The sequence below is a fragment of the Nonomuraea sp. NPDC049695 genome (genome assembly GCF_040674955.1).
GTDB classification, from domain to species: domain Bacteria; phylum Actinomycetota; class Actinomycetes; order Streptosporangiales; family Streptosporangiaceae; genus Nonomuraea; species Nonomuraea helvata.
The window spans coordinates 21,947-39,430 of the sequence record NZ_JBFANV010000051.1; the positions used below are offsets into that span (position 1 = coordinate 21,947).

The 17,484-nt window shown below is 72.2% G+C and carries 13 protein-coding genes; 6 read left to right on the forward strand and 7 right to left on the reverse strand.

From position 1 onward, the window contains the following. Window positions 1-41: 41 nt before the first annotated feature. The 3 genes from AB0J64_RS34725 to AB0J64_RS34735 form a co-directional block, all read right to left on the reverse strand. Window positions 42-2,528, reverse strand: a complete 2,487-nt coding sequence (locus AB0J64_RS34725; RefSeq protein ID WP_364036625.1) for a hypothetical protein — start codon at window positions 2,526-2,528, stop codon at window positions 42-44. A gap of 83 nt (window positions 2,529-2,611) precedes the next feature. Further along, window positions 2,612-3,541: a PfkB family carbohydrate kinase gene (locus AB0J64_RS34730; protein WP_364036628.1), complete on the reverse strand. Its 930-nt coding sequence runs from the start codon at window positions 3,539-3,541 to the stop codon at window positions 2,612-2,614. Beyond that, the gene (locus AB0J64_RS34735) at window positions 3,538-4,464 is read right to left on the reverse strand and encodes a pseudouridine-5'-phosphate glycosidase (protein ID WP_364036631.1); all 927 of its coding nucleotides are present in this window, start codon (window positions 4,462-4,464) and stop codon (window positions 3,538-3,540) included. Before AB0J64_RS34735 ends, AB0J64_RS34730 begins: the two co-directional genes overlap by 4 nt. 269 nt (window positions 4,465-4,733) lie before the next feature. Here AB0J64_RS34735 and AB0J64_RS34740 point away from each other — a divergent pair, with 269 nt between their 5' ends. After that, window positions 4,734-6,242 carry an NAD(P)/FAD-dependent oxidoreductase gene (locus tag AB0J64_RS34740; RefSeq protein ID WP_364036634.1) on the forward strand — a complete coding sequence of 503 codons (1,509 nt, stop codon included), beginning with the start codon at window positions 4,734-4,736 and terminating at the stop codon, window positions 6,240-6,242. A gap of 12 nt (window positions 6,243-6,254) precedes the next feature. Here AB0J64_RS34740 and AB0J64_RS34745 read toward each other — a convergent pair whose 3' ends face one another. After that, the gene (locus tag AB0J64_RS34745) at window positions 6,255-6,812 is read right to left on the reverse strand and encodes a helix-turn-helix domain-containing protein (protein WP_364036637.1); all 558 of its coding nucleotides are present in this window, start codon (window positions 6,810-6,812) and stop codon (window positions 6,255-6,257) included. An 87-nt stretch (window positions 6,813-6,899) separates the two neighbouring features. Between AB0J64_RS34745 and AB0J64_RS34750 the strand changes: the two genes are divergently transcribed. From AB0J64_RS34750 to AB0J64_RS34770, 5 genes are all read left to right on the forward strand, one after another. Continuing rightward, window positions 6,900-8,102, forward strand: a complete 1,203-nt coding sequence (locus AB0J64_RS34750; protein ID WP_364036640.1) for a cytochrome P450 — start codon at window positions 6,900-6,902, stop codon at window positions 8,100-8,102. A gap of 64 nt (window positions 8,103-8,166) precedes the next feature. Next, on the forward strand, window positions 8,167-8,868 hold the full coding sequence (locus AB0J64_RS34755; RefSeq protein WP_364036643.1) for a response regulator transcription factor: 702 nt from the start codon (window positions 8,167-8,169) through the stop codon (window positions 8,866-8,868). Continuing rightward, entirely contained in the window at window positions 8,865-10,220 is a 1,356-nt protein-coding gene (locus AB0J64_RS34760) for a HAMP domain-containing sensor histidine kinase (RefSeq protein ID WP_364036646.1), read from the forward strand. The genes AB0J64_RS34755 and AB0J64_RS34760 overlap by 4 nt, the downstream gene beginning before the upstream one ends. Window positions 10,221-10,245: 25 nt before the next feature. After that, window positions 10,246-11,421: a bifunctional glycosyltransferase family 2/GtrA family protein gene (locus AB0J64_RS34765; RefSeq protein WP_364036649.1), complete on the forward strand. Its 1,176-nt coding sequence runs from the start codon at window positions 10,246-10,248 to the stop codon at window positions 11,419-11,421. After that, window positions 11,418-13,448, forward strand: a complete 2,031-nt coding sequence (locus tag AB0J64_RS34770) for a glycosyltransferase family 39 protein (RefSeq protein ID WP_364036652.1) — start codon at window positions 11,418-11,420, stop codon at window positions 13,446-13,448. The genes AB0J64_RS34765 and AB0J64_RS34770 overlap by 4 nt, the downstream gene beginning before the upstream one ends. A gap of 39 nt (window positions 13,449-13,487) precedes the next feature. Here the strand turns inward: AB0J64_RS34770 and AB0J64_RS34775 are convergent, their stop codons facing one another. The 3 genes from AB0J64_RS34775 to AB0J64_RS34785 are packed head-to-tail and all read right to left on the reverse strand — an operon-like array spanning window position 13,488 to window position 17,394. Continuing rightward, window positions 13,488-15,398 (reverse strand): peroxidase family protein, encoded by a 1,911-nt coding sequence (locus tag AB0J64_RS34775; RefSeq protein WP_364036655.1) that lies wholly within the window; start codon window positions 15,396-15,398, stop codon window positions 13,488-13,490. Window positions 15,399-15,421: 23 nt separating this feature from the next. Continuing rightward, a complete protein-coding gene (locus tag AB0J64_RS34780; RefSeq protein ID WP_364036658.1) occupies window positions 15,422-16,333 on the reverse strand; it encodes an acetoacetate decarboxylase family protein in 912 nt (303 codons plus the stop codon). Then, on the reverse strand, window positions 16,330-17,394 hold the full coding sequence (locus tag AB0J64_RS34785; RefSeq protein ID WP_364036661.1) for a hypothetical protein: 1,065 nt from the start codon (window positions 17,392-17,394) through the stop codon (window positions 16,330-16,332). The genes AB0J64_RS34780 and AB0J64_RS34785 overlap by 4 nt, the downstream gene beginning before the upstream one ends. Window positions 17,395-17,484: the final 90 nt, after the last annotated feature.

Here is a 17,484-nt window from a genome sequence, read left to right on the forward strand (position 1 = left end):
CGCGTGAGTGTGGCGGAGGGGCGTTGAGGGCCCCGGGGCCGTCAGCCGGTCAGCTGGGCCTCTAGGCGGTAGCCGTCCACCGTGACGTACACCTGGTCTCCAGGCCGGGCGTTCAGGCGCATCAGCACCGGCTGGAGGGAGTCGAAGACCGGCTGGTGGCCCTGCCAGACCAGGACGATGGCGTTGTCGCCAGGGCCCGTCACCGACAGCAGCGTGCCGGGGCGCATGCCGAGCTGGGCCGCGTACCCCTCCGGCACCGGCACGGGGCCGCCCCGGAGGTGCTCCGGGGTCACCTCGATGCGCTGCCAGCGGCGCGGGTCCGAGGACGGGCTGGGCAGCGGCGGAGGCGGCGTGGAAGGGGTGCCCACCAGAGGGCCGGGGAGCATCGGCGAGCGGCCGCCCGACAGCGCCGACAGCGTGGCCAGCGCGGCGGAGGGGTCGATCGAGCTGGCCGACGCCGCCGGGATGGGCTGGCCGCCCCGGTGGTGGTGGCCGTTGGCTCCGGGCGTGCGGCGGGGCAGGGGCTGGGCGGGTGAGGGGGCCGAGGCGGCGGTGTCGGGGCCGGTCTCCGGGGGCAGGGCGTCGAGCCAGGCCTTGGCGGAGTGGGCGCGGATGCCGAGCTCGGCCATCAGCTCCACGACGTCCGCGTCGGGCGGGCTGGCGGCCAGCAGCTGCCTCGTACGTGCCTGCAAGCCGTACATGTCGCCCACGACCAGCCAGCCGTCCTGGAGGCGGCGGTCGGGCATGAGCGTCACCAGCACGCGCCAGAGCGGGGTACGCAGCGAGGGCACCATCACGGGGTGGGCCGGGTCGGCGCCGATGAGCTGGTCCTCGGTGGCCGCCGCGCCGAGCCACTCGGTCAGGCGGAACATGTGCCCCGTGACCGGTGCGGATTCCGAGGAGCGCAGCCAGTTCAGCACCCGCTCCTCGGCGGTGCGCTGCGCCTGGGAGAGCGCCTCCCGCTCCACCAGCATCTTGTGGGCCAGCGTGCGCAGGCTCACCGGATCCTGTGCGAACAGCCGGTGCACGGCCACGGCCAGCTCCAGCTTGTCCAGGCTGCGGAACAGGCTGTCCACGACCCGGACCATCGCGTGGTCGGTGTCGGAGGGCACAGAACCGCCGGAAGGCGCGCCGGGGGCAGGTGCCGGATAACGCGAAGGGCCGCCGGCCTTGGAGTTGTCCCCCGAGCCGGGAACGGCGGGCATCGATCCGGTCGCGGGTCCGCCGGACGTGGTCCCTGGGACGGCGGGCATCGACCCGGTCCCGGGGCCGCCGCCGGGGACGGCAGGCATCGATCCGGTTGCCGGGCCGCCGGACGTGGTTCCTGGGACGGCGGGCATCGACCCGGTGCCAGGGCCGCCGCCTGGTACGGCGGGCATCGAGCCGGTGCCAGGGCCGCCGCCGGGGACGGCGGGCATCGACCCGGTTGAGGGTCCGCCGGACATCGGGCCGGCGTCCGGGCGGCCGGGCTGCGGGCCCGTCGGGCGCTGCGGGAGCTGTTCGGGCTGACCGGGGGCCGGGCGCTGCGGCAGGCCCTCGCCCGCGAAGCTCTGGCGCTGGCCACCGCCCTGGGACTCTGCCGGTCCAGAGCCGCCCTGCGCGGGGAACGCCCCCGTCTGCCGCTGCGGGCCGCTGTCCGCGGACTGCTGCGCCGGGAAAGGGCCGCTCTGGCGGTCAGAGGGCGGCTGTTGCCCTGGAAGGGGTTCGCCCTGCTGCGCTGGGAAGGAGCCGGTCTGGCGATCCGCCGGCCGCTGCGTGGGGGAGGAACCGGGCTGGCGCTGTGGGGCGGGGTCCGAGGGCTGAGCGGCGAAGGACCCGGTCTGGACGCCCGAGGGCGGCCCCGAGACGGGCAGGGCCGGGAACGAGCCCGTCTGGCGCTGCGGGGCGCCGTCCGGGGGCAGGGAGGCGGCCTGGCCCTGGCTCGCGAACGGGCCGGTGGCGCCCGGCCGCTGCCCGGCGTCCTCGGCCGTGGAGCCGCCCACGGCGGCGAACGTGCCGGTCTGCGGCCCCCCGTCCGGCTGGGCCGGGAAGGAGCCCGTGCCCCGGGGCGAAACCTGGAGCGGCCGGGTGACCTCAGGATGCTCGGCCGTGACCGGGGCCTCCCGCTGGGCCGGGATGCGGCCGAGGATCTCGCGGAAGACCGACCCGATCACCGCTTCCGGCGTCGCCGACGGCGTGCCCAGGTCGCTGGGGGACAGGCGGCGCAGCCGCTGCCAGCCGCCGAGCCCCGTGATCGCCGTACGGGTGGCCTCAGGCCAGCCCGGCAGAGCCGGATCGACGTGATGAACGGTCAGCGCCGGCAGCAGGTCGCACAGCGGCAGATGATCCCAGCGAGAGGAGGCCAGCCGCGCCAGACGTTCGCAGATCCAGTCGAGCCCCGCCGTGCCGAGCGCCCTCGAGAGCGCGAGCGAGGACCACCACCCCGCGGGAAGACGCGGATCGCCCAGCGCCTCGGCCACCTGTTGTGGGCGGCTCCAGCGCAGCGCAGGGACCAGGTCGCTCAGGCAGATCGATGACTCGACTTCCATCGGCGGACCTTATCCTCCCCAGTGGGCCGCGTGGTGCTGGCCGTAACGCGTGTGGCTAATGGTGCAGCTTACGCGGCAAGCTATCAATCAGTGTGAATAGGGTAAAGACGGTTCAGATCCAAACCGTACCGTGGCCGACCGCCCACCTGGGCCACACATTCCGCACCAGCACGGCAACCTGCCTCCAAAGCCGCCTCTTCGCTGACACCCTGCAAAGTTCCTGTGAGGAAGCCGGCGGCGAACGCGTCACCCGCCCCCGTCGAGTCCACGACCTCGGCGGACACCCCCGCGGCCGTCGCGACGATCTCGCCGTCCACGGCGGCCACCGCGCCCTGCGCTCCGAGCTTCACGACCGCTGTGCCGTAAGTCTCACTCAAAAGTACGGCGGCGCGCTCCGCGGTGGTGGCGCCGGTCAGCAGAAGGGCCTCGTCGAGGTTCGGCAGGATCAGCCCGGCGGGGGCGGACTCGCGGAGGAACCGTTCGACGCCGAAGTCGCGCAGCGGGCCGGTGGAGGCCGGGTCGATGCTGATCGCGATCCCGGCGGCCGCCGCCTCGGCCATCGCCCGCCTGGCCAGCCGCAGCCCGGCGTCGGCGAACATCACGTAGCCGGACAGGTGGAGCCGCGCGACGCCGTCGAGCAGGGCGGGGTCCCAGTCGGCCTCGGAGATCAGGCCGCCGGCGCCGCGGTTGGTGAGCATCGTACGCTCGCCGGTCCTGTCCACCATCGCGATCACGACCGCGGTCGGGCGGTCGGGATCGACGACGACGTGCGTGCGCACGCCCGTCCTGGCCAGTTCGGTGGTGTGCCACTCGCTGCTGTCATAGCCGAGCCGGGCCAGCAGGCGCACGTCGGCGCCCAGGCGGGCGGCCCAGGCGGCGGTGTTCGCGCCGGAGCCGCCGGGGCGCAGGACGATGTCGGCGGACGTGTCGGTGCCCGACATGACCGGCGAGCCGTGCAACGCCACCACGTCGGTGACCACGTCACCGACGACCAGGAGGGCGTTGCCCGTCACGATCGTGCCCAGGACAGGGCGATCTGGGCGGCCAGGGCGGTGTTGCCGCGCACGGCGGCCAGGTTGGCCTCCAGGGAGGCGCCGGCGGTGCCGTCGACCAGGTACGAGAGCAGGAACGGCGTGATCGCCTGCCCCTTGACGCCCTCGCGCTCCGCGGCGGCCAGCGCCTCGGCCAGCACCCGGTCATGGAGCTCCGGGTCGAGCTGCTGGTCCTCGGGGACCGGGTTGGCGACGATCAGCGCCGTCTCCTGGCCGCCGAGCGCGTCCTGACCGCGCATGATCGCCGCCGCCTCGTCGGGCGACTCGATCCGCCAGTCGATCGGCAGGCCGGAGGAGTGCAGGTAGAAGCCGGGGAAGGTGTCCGTACGGTATCCCGCCACGGTCACGCCGCGCGTCTCGAGGCGCTGGAGCGTCGCGGGCACGTCGAGGATGGACTTGACGCCGGCGCAGACGACCGTGATGCGGGTACGCGCCAGCGTGTCGAGGTCGGCCGACTCGTCCTGGTCCTCGGTCCATCCGCGGTGCACGCCGCCCAGCCCGCCGGTGGCGAAGATCCGGATGCCGGCGCGGGCGGCCAGGAACGACGTGGCGGACACGGTCGTCGCGCCGCTGGCCTTGAGCGCCGCGGCCACAGGCAGGTCCCGCTGTCCCAGCTTGCGCAGGCCGGGCTCGCCGGCGATGCGCTCAAGCTCCGCCTCGTTCAGGCCGATGCGGGGTACGCCGTCCAGCACGGCGATCGTGGCCGGCACGGCGCCCGCGGCCCGGACGACCCCCTCCAGCTCGCGCGCCACCTCGAGGTTGCGCGGCTGCGGCAGCCCGTGGGAAATGATCGTGGACTCCAGGGCCACGACGGGCGCGCCACTCGCCAGGGCCTCGGCGACCTCGTCAGACGGCTGGAGAACGGAGTCGGGGGTGCTGCGCATGTGTGTTTTGTGCTCCTTGAGAGGTCCTGGCCTGTTAGGGCGAACGGCGAATTTTACGCGATTTGTTCAGAACACGACACGTTGCGGCGCTGGTCGGACGGTCGTCCACCTGAGGATCACACGAGCGGTGCCGCCCACGCCAGCGACCCGCCAGCGCCAGGGAGGCCGTGTGACGGCCGGCCGGGCCGCGTGAAGATCGGCGGACGCCGGGAGAAATGTCCGGTTGTGTGCGTTGACGGGTGGTGCGGGGTCGGTCGTAGGGTGCGGGAATGGGTTCGTATGACGTGGTCGTGGCCGGAGGCGGGCACAACGGGTTGGTGGCGGCCGCTTACCTGGCCCGGGCCGGGCGCAGCGTGCTGGTGCTGGAGCGTCAGGACCACGTGGGCGGCCTGGCGATCTCCGCGCGGGCCTTCCCGGGCGTCGACGTACGGCTGTCGCGCTACTCCTACCTGGTCAGCCTCCTCCCCTCCCAGATCGTCCGCGATCTCGGGCTCGACCTGGAGCTGCGCCGCCGCCGCTACGCCTCGTACACCCCCAAAGGCGACACCGGACTGCTCGTCGACAACGAGGACGCGCGGGCGACGGCGGCCTCGTTCGCGCGCGTCACCGGCGGTGCGGCCGACCACAAGGCGTGGCAGGACTTCTACGGCCTGACCGCCCGCGTGGCGCGGGCCATCGCGCCCACGCTGCTCGAACCCCTTCCCACCGCCTCCGAGGTCGAGCGGCTCGTCGGGCCCGAGGCGTGGCGTGACCTGTTCCGGCAGCCGATCGGCCGGACCGTGGCCGAGCGGTTCGGCGACGACACCGTGCGCGGCGTCGTGCTCACCGACGCGCTGATCGGCACGTTCGCCGACCCCGCCACCGACCTGCTGGCCAACCGCTGCTTCCTCTACCACGTGATCGGCGACGGCACCGGCGAGTGGAACGTCCCCGTCGGCGGCATGGGCGCCGTCTCCGGGGCGCTCGAGGCGGCGGCCAGGCAGGCGGGCGCCGAGATCAGGACCGGGGCCGAGATCGTCGGGATCTCGTCGTCCGGCGAGGTCACGTTCGCGGCCGGGGACGGCGAGCACACGGTGAACGGCGGGCACGTGCTGGTCAACCTGCCGCCCGCCGTGCTCGACCGGGTGCTGCGCCGTCCCGCGACGGTGCCCGAGGGCGCGCAGCTCAAGGTCAACATGGTGCTGACGAGGCTGCCCCGGCTGAAGGACGCGTCCGTGGATCCCCGGGCGGCCTTCAGCGGTACGTTCCACATCAACGAGGGACGCGACCAGCTCGACACGGCATATCAACAGGCGGTAAGAGGCCAAATTCCGGAATTGCCCCCGGCGGAGGTCTATTGCCATTCGCTGACTGACCCGTCCATTCTCGGCCCGGAGCTCAGAGGCAGGGCCGAGACGATGACGCTCTTCGGCCTCCACCTGCCCGCCCGACTTTTCCGGAAAAATCCAGAAGAAGCCAGGAAAGCGGCGCTGGCGGCCACCTTCGCGTCCGTCAACTCCGTCCTGGCAGAGCCCATCGAAGAATGCCTGCTCAAGGCCCCCGACGGCACCCCGTGCGTCGAGGCCAGAACCCCTGTGGACCTCGAAAGGGAGGCCGGGCTTCCGGGCGGCCACATTTTCCACACCGACCTGAGCTGGCCGTACGCGGAAGAAGGCGAGAGATGGGGCGTGGAGACCGAGCACGAACGCATCCTGATGTGCGGGGCGAGCGCCCGCAGGGGTGGCGGCGTGAGCGGAATCGCCGGGCATAACGCGGCCATGGCGGTACTGCGGCGCTGATCCGCCGGAGCGTCAGTCCTCGGAGATCAGCTTCATGGCCACCTCCATGGCCACGGCCTGCCGCTCCGACTCCGGCACGTCCATGTCGATGGGGAACGCCACGCTCCCCATGATCACCGCGACCACCGCCAGCCGCGCCTCGAACCGCCGTACCGGACTCGCGCCCGGCACCTCCAGCAGCGACACCATCTTGAGCATCTCGGCCCGCATCCGCTCGCCGGTCGGTATCTCCTGCATCACGCCCTGATTCACCTGCGCGAACTTGACCAGGGGCTGCCACTGGTCCTCGAGCAGCTCGCCGATCCGCCGCAGGATCTCCCGCCTGGCCTCGGGGGTCCTGGGCTGCTCACGCCCCCACTCCACCAGCTCCTCGAGCGACGAGAGCAGCCCCTCCACGACGCTGGCCAGGATCGCCTCCTTGGTGCGGAAGTGGTAGTAGAGCGCCGGCCTGGTGATCTCCAGCCGCTCCGCCACCTCCTGCAACGTGGTCTGCTCGTATCCCCGCTCGGCGAACAGCTCCAGCGCCACCTGCTGGATCCGGTCCTTGGTGTCCGTCCGCCGCCCTGCCATGCCGCTCCCATCACTTGACGGCCGGCCTCGCGATCACTTACTTTCGCGTAAGTAAGCAATGCGATCCGGCTTATAGGGAGCAAGACTATGGCTCAGACCTTCCCCGTCCAGCGCACCTGCCCCTTCGCGCCCCCGCCCGAGTACGAGCGGATGCGCGAGGAGGCCCCGCTCGTCCGGGTCTCACTCCCCGGCGGCGAGGTGTGGCTGGTCACCAGGCTCGCCGAGGCCAAGCAGGTCCTGTCGGGCACAGGCATCAGCACCAACCCGGAGACCCCCGGCCACCCCCACTGGGCGCTCCAACCGGAGCCGCCGACGCCGGAGGAGCGGGCCGCGCTGCGGGCGTTCGCGGTCGGCCACTTCATCGACCTCGACCCGCCCGAACACGGCAGGTTCCGGCGGCTGCTCATCCCCGAGTTCACCGTCAGGCGCATGAAGGAGCTGCGGCCCGGCATCCAGCGCATCACCGACGAGCTCATCGACGACATGCTGGCCAAGGGCGACGAGGCGGAGCTGGTGGAGGCGTTCGGGCTGGCGCTGCCGTCGCTGGTCATCTGCCAGCTCCTCGGGGTCCCGTACGAGGACCGCGAGTTCTTCCAGTCGCGCACCCGGCAGGCGCTGTCCAACTTCGATGATCCGGACGTGAGCCGGGCCGCGATGATGGAGATCAGGGACTTCCTCGACGGCCTGGTCACCAAGGTCGAGCGGCAGCCCGGGGACAACCTGCTCGGGCGGCTGATCCAGAGCGGGCAGCTCACCCACGACGAGCTCGTGGGCGTGATCTTCCTGCTGCTCGTCGCCGGTCACGAGACCACCGCCAACATGGTCCCGCTCGCCGCGCTCACCCTCATGCGCCACCCGGACCAGCTCGCCGCACTGCGCGCGAACCCGGACAAGTGGCCCATGGCCGTGGACGAGCTGCTGCGCTACCACTCGGTGGTCGACTGGGTGGCGTTCGACCGGGTGGCCACCGAGGACCAGGAGATCGGCGGGCAGCTCGTCAGGAAGGGCGAGGGCATCTTCGTGCTCGGAGCCTCCGCCAACAGGGACGAGCGGGCGTTCGAGCGGCCGGACGAGTTCGACGTCGAGCGCGGGGCCCGCCACCATGTCGCGTTCGGGTACGGTGTGCACCAGTGCCTGGGCCAGAACCTGGCCAGGGCCGAGATGGAGATCGCGCTGCGCACGCTGTTCGAGCGCGTCCCCGGCCTGCGGGTCACGGTGCCCGACGAGGAGCTGCCCATGAAGGGCGACGGGCCCATCTTCGGCCTCAAAGCGATGCCTGTCGCGTGGTGATCCTCATGAAACGCGGATGAGTGCGTTTATCAGGTTCTCATGATGAGCCTCTAGCGTTTGTCCCATGAGTGAGCCCGCACGGTTGCTGGTGGTGGACGACGAGCCCGCGTTGCGCGAGGCGTTGCAGTCGAGCCTGGAGTTCGAGGGCTACAAGGTCGTCACGGCCAACGACGGGCAGGCGGCACTTGAGGCGCTGGCGCAGGAGTCCTACGACGCGGTGCTGCTCGACGTCATGATGCCCAGGCTCGACGGTCTGACCGCGTGCCGCCGGCTGCGGGCGTCCGGCAACCACATCCCGGTCCTCATGCTCACGGCCCGCGACGCCGTGGGCGACCGGGTGTCGGGGCTCGACGCGGGTGCCGACGACTACCTGGTCAAGCCGTTCGAGCTGGACGAGCTGCTGGCCCGCGTCCGCGCGCTGCTGCGGCGGGGCGCGCTGGCCGTGCCCACCCCCGACGGCGGTGACGCCCTCTCGTACGGCGACATGCGCATGGACCTGGCCACCAGGGAGGTCACGCGGGGCGATCGCAGGCTCGACCTGACGAGGACCGAGTACCTGCTGATGGAGCTGTTCCTGTCGCATCCGCGCCAGGTGCTGACCAGGGACCAGATCCTCAGCGAGGTGTGGGGGTTCGACTTCGAGCCGACGTCCAACTCGCTCGACGTCTACGTGATGTACCTGCGGCGCAAGACCGAGGCCGGGGGCGAGCCCCGCGTGATCCACACGGTGCGCGGGGTGGGGTACGTGCTGCGGGCCACGCCGTGATCTGGCGTAGCCTCCGCACCCGCCTCACCCTCCTGGTGGCCGTGGCCGTGGCGCTGGCCATCGCGGTCAGCGCGGGCGCGTGCTTCATGATCGTACGCAAGCAGCTCTACGACCAGGTGGACTTCGAGCTGAAGCACAAGAGCGACCTCCCCTGGCTCATGCAGAATTGCGGGCCCACGCCCGAACCCGCGGGACCTTACGGCCCGCCCCAGGCGACGCAGGTCATCTACGGTGACGGCCGCCCCACCTGCTACCTGGGCGTGGCCCTGAAGGTCACGCAGGAGGATCTCGACATCGCCTCGCAGGGCGGCAGGCCGCACTTCCACAACGGCCTGGCCGAGGACGGCTCGCCCATGCGCATCGTCACCGCCCAGGTCGGCCCGGGGATGGCCGTCATGGACGCCCGGCCGATCGGCCGCCTGCAGAACACCCTGCGCAACGTGGCGCTGCTGCTCGGCGTGGTCTCCGCCCTCGGCGTCATCGGCGCGGGCACCGCGGGGCTGCTCATCGCCCGTACGGCCCTGCGCCCCGTGGGCCGCCTCACCAGGGCGGTGGAGCACATCGCCCAGACCGAGGACCTCGGCACCCGCATCCCCGTCGAGGGCGACGACGAGATCGCCCGCCTGTCCTCCTCCTTCAACGCCATGACCGCCGCACTGGCCGGCTCCCGCGAGCGTCAGAAACAGCTCGTCGCCGACGCCGGCCACGAGCTGCGAACACCCCTGACCACCCTCCGCACCAACATCGACCTCCTCCTCCGCAGCGAGCAGACGGGCCGCAGCCTCGACCCCGAGGCCAAGAAGCGCCTGCTGGTCAACGTCAAGGCGCAGTTCGCCGAGCTGTCCACGCTGGTCGCCGACCTCCTCCAGCTCGCGCGCGGCGACACCGAGCACGAGCCGCACGTCGAGCTGGCCTTCCACGAGGTCGTGACGGCGGCCGTCGAGCGGGCCAGGCTGCGCGGCGCCGAGGTGGTCACCGACCTCAGCCCCTGGTACGTCGTCGGCAGCGCCACCTCACTCGAACGCGCCGTGCTCAACCTCATCGACAACGCCGCCAAGTTCAGCCCCGGCGGCCAGGTCGAGGTGCGGCTGCGCGACGGCCGGCTGACCGTGCGCGACCACGGCCCCGGGCTGCCTGCGGAGGAGCTGCCGCACGTCTTCGAACGGTTCTGGCGCTCGCCGTCCGCCCGCGGCCTGCCGGGGTCCGGGCTGGGGCTGGCGATCGTGGCGCAGGCCGTCGCGGAGGCCGGGGGAGAGGTCCGTCTCGCGAACGCGCCAGGTGGCGGAGCCATCGCGACCATGGAGCTGCCCGGAACTCTCATGCGCAGCTCAGAATCGGATAAGTCCCATTAAATGACTGCCCCTTGAGCTATGGGGCATGGAGACAACAGCAGTAAGGACGCGCCTGGTCGAGGTGGTCGTCCCGGTCTACAACGAGCAGCGGGCGCTCCGCGCGAGCATCACCCGGCTGCAGACCTACCTCACCGGGAACTTCCCGTACGGCTTCCGCATCACGATCGCCGACAACGCCAGCACCGACAGCACCTGGCAGATCGCCACCGAGCTCGCGAAGGAGCTCGCCCACGTACGAGCCGTGCACCTCGACGAGAAGGGCCGCGGCCGGGCGCTGCGCACGGTCTGGTCGCGGAGCGAGGCGGACGTCGTCAGCTACATGGACGTGGACCTGTCCACCGATCTGGACGCGTTCCTGCCGCTGGTCGCGCCCCTGCTGTCCGGCCACAGCGAGCTCGCCATCGGCACCCGCCTGGCCAGGGCGTCGAGGGTGGAGCGGGGGCCGAAGCGCGAGTTCATCTCCCGCTCGTACAACCTGCTGCTCCGCTCCGTGATGGGCGCCGGCTTCTCGGACGCGCAGTGCGGGTTCAAGGCCGTGCGTACGGAGATCGCGCAGGCGCTGCTGCCCGGCGTGGAGGACGAGCAGTGGTTCTTCGACACCGAGCTGCTGCTGCTCGCCGAGCGGCACGGGCTGCGCATCCACGAGGTGCCCGTGGACTGGGTGGACGATCCGGACAGCCGGGTCGACATCGTTCAGACCGCGCTCGACGACCTGCGCGGCCTGGCCAGGGTGGCGCGCAGGACGCTGTGGGGGGCGGCCCGCGTCCCCGTGCCCGCCCGGGTCGAGCGGGCCGAGCTGCCGAAGGGGATGGCCAGGCAGCTGCCCAGGTTCGCGATCGTGGGCGCGGTGAGCACGGCGGCCTACCTCGTGCTGTACTCGCTGCTGCGGCAGATCGTCCCGCCGCTGACGGCCAACGCGGTCGCGCTGCTGGTGACGGCCGTGGCCAACACCGCCGCGAACCGCCGCTTCACCTTCGGCGTCAAGGGGTCGGGAGGCGCGCTGCGCCACCAGTTCGAGGGCCTGATCGCCTTCCTCGTCGGCCTGGTGCTGACCTCGGGGACCCTGTCGCTCCTGCCTGCCGGGGTCTCCCACGGCGTCGAGCTGGTCGCGGTCATCGTCGCGAACGCCGCCGCCACGCTCGTACGCTTCCTGCTGCTGCGTGTCTGGGTCTTCAACCCCCGAAGGAGGACTGCCCGATGACCGCCACCGCCGAACGGCCCGCGCACCGGATCCCCGCGGACCGCGGACGGGCCGCCCGCGTCTTCCTCGGCGCCGCGGAGGACCCGCGCTGGTCGCGGCCCGCGCTCTGGGGGGTGCTCGCGGTCGCGTTCGTCCTCTACGCGTGGGGGCTGAGCGGCGACGCCAACCAGTACTACGCCGCCGCCGTGCTCTCCGGCACCCAGAGCTGGAAGGCGTTCTTCTTCGGCGCCCTGGACGCCGGATCGTTCATCACCGTGGACAAGCCGCCGCTGGCGCTCTGGGTGATGGGGCTGTCCGCGCGGATCTTCGGGTACGGCACGTGGAGCATGCTGCTGCCGCAGGCGCTGGCCGGGGTGGCCGCCGTCGGCCTGGTCTTCTCCGCCGTACGCCGCTCCTTCTCCGGAGGGCGGTACGCGCACACGGCCGCGCTGGTGGCGGCCGTGGTCATGACGCTCACCCCGATCACCGTGGCGATCAACCGGGACAACAACCCCGACACGGTCCTCGTGCTGCTGCTGGTGCTGGCGGCCTGGTTCTGCCTGGAGTCGCTGCGTACCGGGCGGCTGCGGTCGCTGCTGGTGTGCGCGCTCTTCGTGGGGCTGGCCTTCAACACGAAGATGCTGCAGGCCTACCTCGTGGTGCCGGCGTTCGCGCTGGCGTACCTGGTGTGCGCCCGCGTCTCCTGGGCGAAGCGCGTGGGGCACCTGCTCGCGGCCGGCGCCGTCATGGCGGTGTCGAGCGCCTGGTGGATGGTGATCGTCGACCTCATGCCCGCCGGTTCGCGTCCCTACGTCGGCGGCTCGACGGACAACTCCGTCTGGGACCTGGTGATCGGCTACAACGGCCTGGGCCGCGTCTTCGGCGAAGGCCAGGGCCGTGGCGGCGGCGGAGGCGCCGGATTCGGCGGTGAGGCCGGGGCCGGGCGGCTGTTCAACGACATCGTGGCGGGGCAGATCTCCTGGCTGCTGCCGTTCTGCGTGGTGGCGCTGGCGTTCGCCGTGCTCATGCGGGTGCGGCGGCTCCCGGACGGGCCGTCCGGCGCCGCCTGGCTGCTGTGGGGCGGCTGGCTGGCCGTCCACTACGTGGTGTTCAGCTTCTCCAGCGGCACCTTCCACCCGTACTACACGACCGCGATGGCTCCCGCCGTGGCGGCTCTGTGCGGGATGGGCGGGGTGGTCATGTGGCAGGCGTACCGGCGCTCGCCGGCGTGGGCCTGGGCGCTGCCGCTGGCCGTGGCCGTGACGGGCGCCTGGTCGTTCGTGGTGCTGCGCCGCACGCCCGACTGGGCGCCGTGGCTGGCCTGGGTCGTGCTCGGGGCGACCTTGGTGGCCGTGGCGGTGCTGGTGCTGGCCAGGGTGCGGGCCCAGGTGACGGTCCGGATCGCCGCCGTCGCGCTGGCCGCCGCGGTGGTGGCGGGGCTGGCCGGTCCAGCCGCGTTCGCCGTCACACCGCTGCGGTCGCAGGTGAACGGATCCAACCCGACCGCCGGGCCGAACGCGGGAGGGATGGGCTTCGGCCGGATGGGCGGCCAGTTCCCCGGCGGCCCCGGCGGCGAGTTCCGCGAGTTTCCCGGGGGCCAGTTCCCCGGCGGCTCCGGTGGCGAGTTCCCCGGCGGGCAGGGACAGCCGCCCGGCCAGGACACGGGTTCGGGGACGGAACGGACCGGCCGGGCGGGCTTCATGGGCGGCGGCCCCGGCGGCGGGATCAGCGACTCCATGGTCAAGTACCTCCTGGCGAACCAGGGCAAGGCCACCTGGCTGGTCGCGGTGAACAGCTCCATGCAGGCGTCGCCGGTCATCCTGTCCACCGGCAAGCCCGTGCTCGCCATGGGCGGTTTCACCGGCAGCGACCCCGCCATGACCGTGGACCGCCTCAAGGAGCTCGTCTCCTCCGGGCAGCTCCGCTACGTCATGTCGGGCGGCGACCGCGGCGGCCCGGACAGGGGCGACACCGGCGTGACCACGTACGTACAGGAGAACTGCAAGGCCGTGGACGGCCAGGACGGCCTCTACGACTGCGCCGCGTGACCGGGACGGGGCGCGTTGACGGCGCCCCGTCCATCGAGCTCAGGCCGCGGCGCGGCGCCATGGAGCGAAGGCGTTCTCCACGCGGTGCAGCGCCGGGCGGAGCTCCGGGTGGTGGCGCAGGATCACGGAGGCCATGCTGCTGTCCGCGATCCAGTCCAGCCCGACCCCGGTGTAAACGCGCTCGGCGTAGTCGGTGGTGAAGAACCGGTCGCTGTTGAGCCTCCTGGAGGCCATCAGGATGAACACCCGGAAGGCCGTGTCGCTGAAGGCGAACCCCTGCGGGCGCCTCTCGGCGAACATGCCCGTGATCAGGTCGACGTCCTCCAACCGGTCCGCGTACACCTCGCGCAGCTCCGCCACGAGCGCCGGATCGCCGGTGAGCGCGTCGAATCCGCGCGCCGGCGGCAGGTGCAGCAGCCGGCGGAACTCGTTGTAGCGCGGCACGCCCAACTCCCGGCAGCGGACCAGGTCGGTGGCGGCCAGGTCCATCAGCCGGCCGTCGGGGCGTACGAACTCCTGCAGCAGGCGCGGGAAGTTGTGCAGGACGATCGCGCCCGGGTGCTCGGTCCCGAAGGAGTACAGCAGGTCGGCGGCAGGGACGGCGATCGTCAGCGCCGCCGGGCCGGACAGCTCGCGCAGCGAGTACTGATCGATGCCGGAATCGTCGCGCAGGGACCGCAGGCTGTAGTCGTCAGGGATCAGCGGATGCATCCGGTAGACGGCCGTGAACTCCTCCGTGAGGCTGTACGGCACCCCGAAGTGGTCGGTGGGCGAGCCGGGGATGCCGCTGATCGCCTCACTCCTGCTGATCCTGCCCACCGCCTTGCTGAGCCGCTCCGAGGCCAGGCCCCACCAGTTGGCCCGCAGGCCGACCACCGCCGTGGGATGGCTGATGATCGCGGGTGTCCACTCCACGGTGTGGATCTTGGCGACCAGCGCGGCGTTGATCAGCCTGGCGCGCTCGAACAACTCGTCGTCGCCCCAGGCGGGGAACTCGGCGTGCAGCCGATCGCAGATGGCGTTGTGCTCGCGCTCGAACAGCCCCTGCAGCATCACCAGGCCGAGCCAGAAACCCGGTTCGCGGGCGGGGTCGGACCCGGGCCCGGTCATCGCCCGGACCCCGGACGGCCGCGGCTGGATCTTGCCCTCGCTCCCGGTGCGGATGGCGCGCTGCTCCTCGTCACCGGTGCCGTAGACCAGCGACAGGTCCCACCAGTGGGTGAGCGTGTTCAGCGAGGTCGCGGGTCCGTCGTACCCGGGCGGCCGAGTCGGGTCCGGAGGGACCCGCGGGATCGTCAGCAGGGGCTCCGGCCAGTCGTCGCCCGGCTCCAGCGGGATGGTCCACGGGTCCTCCGACGGGCTGCTCCCGTGGCTGAACCAGTCCCTGATCATGAACTGCAGCCAGGCCGCGGCGAGGACGTTGAGCGAGCGCGCGGGCTGGAATCGGGTGCGCGTCATGAGCCGCCGGCTGACCAGGCGCGGGTTCGGTGTCATGACCCGCTCGGGCGGCTCGGCGTACGCGTGGTCGAGCGGGACGTTCCGCCCGAACCGGGTCCCGGCCATGCCCATGGCCGGGTGGTCCACGTCGTTGTACGAGCCGTTCGCGGTCCGGCGTACGTCGTGGCCGGCCGGGTCCGGGGCGGGTGGCGGCGGGCCGACGGCGGGCAGGCGGCCGGAGTCGTACAGGTTCCGCTTGCGCAGCCGGTTGCGGATCCCCACCAGGACCGCCAGGCCGAGCGGGGTGGGCAGCCGATCCCAGCCGAACCGGTGGTCGAGCAGCTCGGCGAGCGCGTCGTAGGCCGTCCAGAACCACGAGCCGCGGTAGCCCGCTCCGGCGACCGGCCGTTCCCGACCGGCGAGGCCCGCCGGGGGCACGGCGGTACGGGTGGACTCGGGTGCGGTGGCGGGCGTGACACGGGCGGCGGTACGGAGGATCTGGCGGTGTCTCATCGGATCTCCCGGTGAATGGTCGGCTACGGCATCTGCGTGACGTGCTCGCGCGGCTCCAGGAGACGGTCGCTCCCGGCGCGGTCGGGAGGCGGCAGCCGGTCCTGCCCGAGCCCCAGATCGACCACGGACCGCAGGCCGTCCCCAGGCGGCGGCGGAGGCGCGGCCGAGGTGAGGAACCAGCTCTCCACATGGTCGTCGAGGACCCCGCTCAGGGCGGGGACGAAAGCGGTCACGAACGGCCGGTCGCGTACGTCCAGCCGCCTCAGCCACGCCGCCCGCTCGTGGTCGCCGATGAGGAGCCGGCTGCCCGGGCCGCCTCCCGGTGTGATGCCCATCCGGCCGCGGAGCGTGACGGACGACTTCACGAGCATCCCGCGGAAGGACGCGTAGCCGGTGCCGGTGAGGCGCAGCGGCAGCCAGGCCCGTGCCGGTCGCGGGACATCCACGCGGAGGACCATCCGCCCGTCGAGGTCGTACTGGCTGCTGACCGTGGACTCGCCGGCCACGAAGTCGAGCGAGGCGCGCCGCTTGGGCATGCCCCAGATGCCGAGCCCGCCCTTGACCGAGATCTCGGTGCTCACCGGCATGTCGCGGATGTAGACGCCGGTGCCGAAGGCCGAGCCGAGCAGCAGCGGCAGCAGGGGCGGCGGCGTGGGCCGGTCGCTCCGCGTGCACAGGATCCCGGCACAGAGCTCCACGTACGTGCCGATCGTGGTGTCCCGGTAGTCCACGACCGCGATCAGCAGCACCCCCTCGCCGCGGATCCGGTACGGGCGCAGCTCCTCCGGCAGCGCCTCACGCGCGCCGCGCGGGTCGATCGGATAGGCGGCGAAGAGCGCCGGGCTGCCCGGGGTCCCCACCGGCATCCTGAACGGGATGCCGTCCACGTTGGCGAAGCGGCCGGCCGTGCGCCGGCGTCCTGCGGCGAAGGTCATCGGTCCCCCCTGTGCCGGGCCGGCGCGCCGGCCAGCTCCTCGATGATCAGCGGAAAGACGTCGAGGTGGGCGCGTTCGCCGAAGAAGACGTCCAGATGGCTGTATCCGCGAAGGACGTGCAGGGCGTGGCGATGGCGGCCGAAACGTGCGAAGAACTCGTAGGACAGGCGCTGGCTCTCCGGGAGGAAGCAGCGGTTCAGGTCACCGGCGAGGAAGACGACCCGGGCGTCCGTACGCGGCTCCTGCGCCGTGTAGTCGTCCGGCAGACCGTCCAGATGCTCGTAGGCGACCAGGCGGCCGCTGCGCACGCACCGGTCCATCTGCCGGAAGAAGGTCAGCGGCACCGGGCCGAACTCGCGCGGGATCCAGGTGTCGTGCGTGTCGCCGCCGAGGTTCTCGTGTCGCCACAGCGCCGGGAAGCCGCTCCCGTACGTGAAGCTGACCAGCTTGCACACCGTGCTCCCGCACTCGGTGTGGGCGGCCTTCACCAGCCGGGTGATCACCGTGGCCGCGCCCGGCGGCGGGTGGTCACCCCAGGAGGGGTCGAGGTAGGACAGGAACCTGGAGGCGACCGGCACGGCGTAGCGGAGCTTGGCCCGCGACCAGGGCGGGACGACCGGGTGCAGCGACACCGCGTTCGTGATGATCGTGTCGACCTCGGGGACCAGGCCCGCGCAGGCGGACATCATGAACGAGGTGGAGCCCTGGCAATGGATGATCGCCTTGATCCGGTCCGCGCCGGTCTCCTCGATGACCTTGCGCACGGCGGCGGGGTGGTCGTACCTCGCCGCCTGGTCCAGGGTCCAGGGATTGGGCGGCACCTCGATGCTCGCCCGCCAGTCCTCCAGCCAGACGTCGTGGCCCCGCGCGACGAGCGCGTCCACGACGTTGGCGGGCACCGGCGCGCGGAAGATTCCGGACCGGACCCCCGCACCGTGCACGAGGAGGACCGGAGCCCTGGCCAGCGGGGCCGACCCGCGCACGTTGACGAGGCTCAGCTGCTTGCCGTCACCGGCGGTGAAGGGTACGAGGCGTTCGCGTGTAGCGGGTCGTCCGTGCATATCGCCACGATCCGGGCCCGGCGGCCGTCCACGGGGGCCGAGGCCCTGGGTCTCGACTCCTGATCCCGGTGCTCGGCGCACCGGTCGGTT

What these genes read in the sequence shown, in the direction of transcription:
- AB0J64_RS34740 (WP_364036634.1), top strand. Translation starts at nt 4,734, where the DNA reads ATGGGTTCGTATGACGTGGTCGTGGCCGGAGGCGGGCACAACGGGTTG.
- AB0J64_RS34765 (WP_364036649.1), top strand. Translation starts at nt 10,246, where the DNA reads ATGGAGACAACAGCAGTAAGGACGCGCCTGGTCGAGGTGGTCGTCCCG.
- AB0J64_RS34750 (WP_364036640.1), top strand. Translation starts at nt 6,900, where the DNA reads ATGGCTCAGACCTTCCCCGTCCAGCGCACCTGCCCCTTCGCGCCCCCG.
- AB0J64_RS34780 (WP_364036658.1), bottom strand. Translation starts at nt 16,333, where the DNA reads ATGACCTTCGCCGCAGGACGCCGGCGCACGGCCGGCCGCTTCGCCAAC.
- AB0J64_RS34775 (WP_364036655.1), bottom strand. Translation starts at nt 15,398, where the DNA reads ATGAGACACCGCCAGATCCTCCGTACCGCCGCCCGTGTCACGCCCGCC.
- AB0J64_RS34725 (WP_364036625.1), bottom strand. Translation starts at nt 2,528, where the DNA reads ATGGAAGTCGAGTCATCGATCTGCCTGAGCGACCTGGTCCCTGCGCTG.
- AB0J64_RS34785 (WP_364036661.1), bottom strand. Translation starts at nt 17,394, where the DNA reads ATGCACGGACGACCCGCTACACGCGAACGCCTCGTACCCTTCACCGCC.
- AB0J64_RS34770 (WP_364036652.1), top strand. Translation starts at nt 11,418, where the DNA reads ATGACCGCCACCGCCGAACGGCCCGCGCACCGGATCCCCGCGGACCGC.
- AB0J64_RS34745 (WP_364036637.1), bottom strand. Translation starts at nt 6,812, where the DNA reads ATGGCAGGGCGGCGGACGGACACCAAGGACCGGATCCAGCAGGTGGCG.
- AB0J64_RS34735 (WP_364036631.1), bottom strand. Translation starts at nt 4,464, where the DNA reads ATGCGCAGCACCCCCGACTCCGTTCTCCAGCCGTCTGACGAGGTCGCC.
- AB0J64_RS34755 (WP_364036643.1), top strand. Translation starts at nt 8,167, where the DNA reads ATGAGTGAGCCCGCACGGTTGCTGGTGGTGGACGACGAGCCCGCGTTG.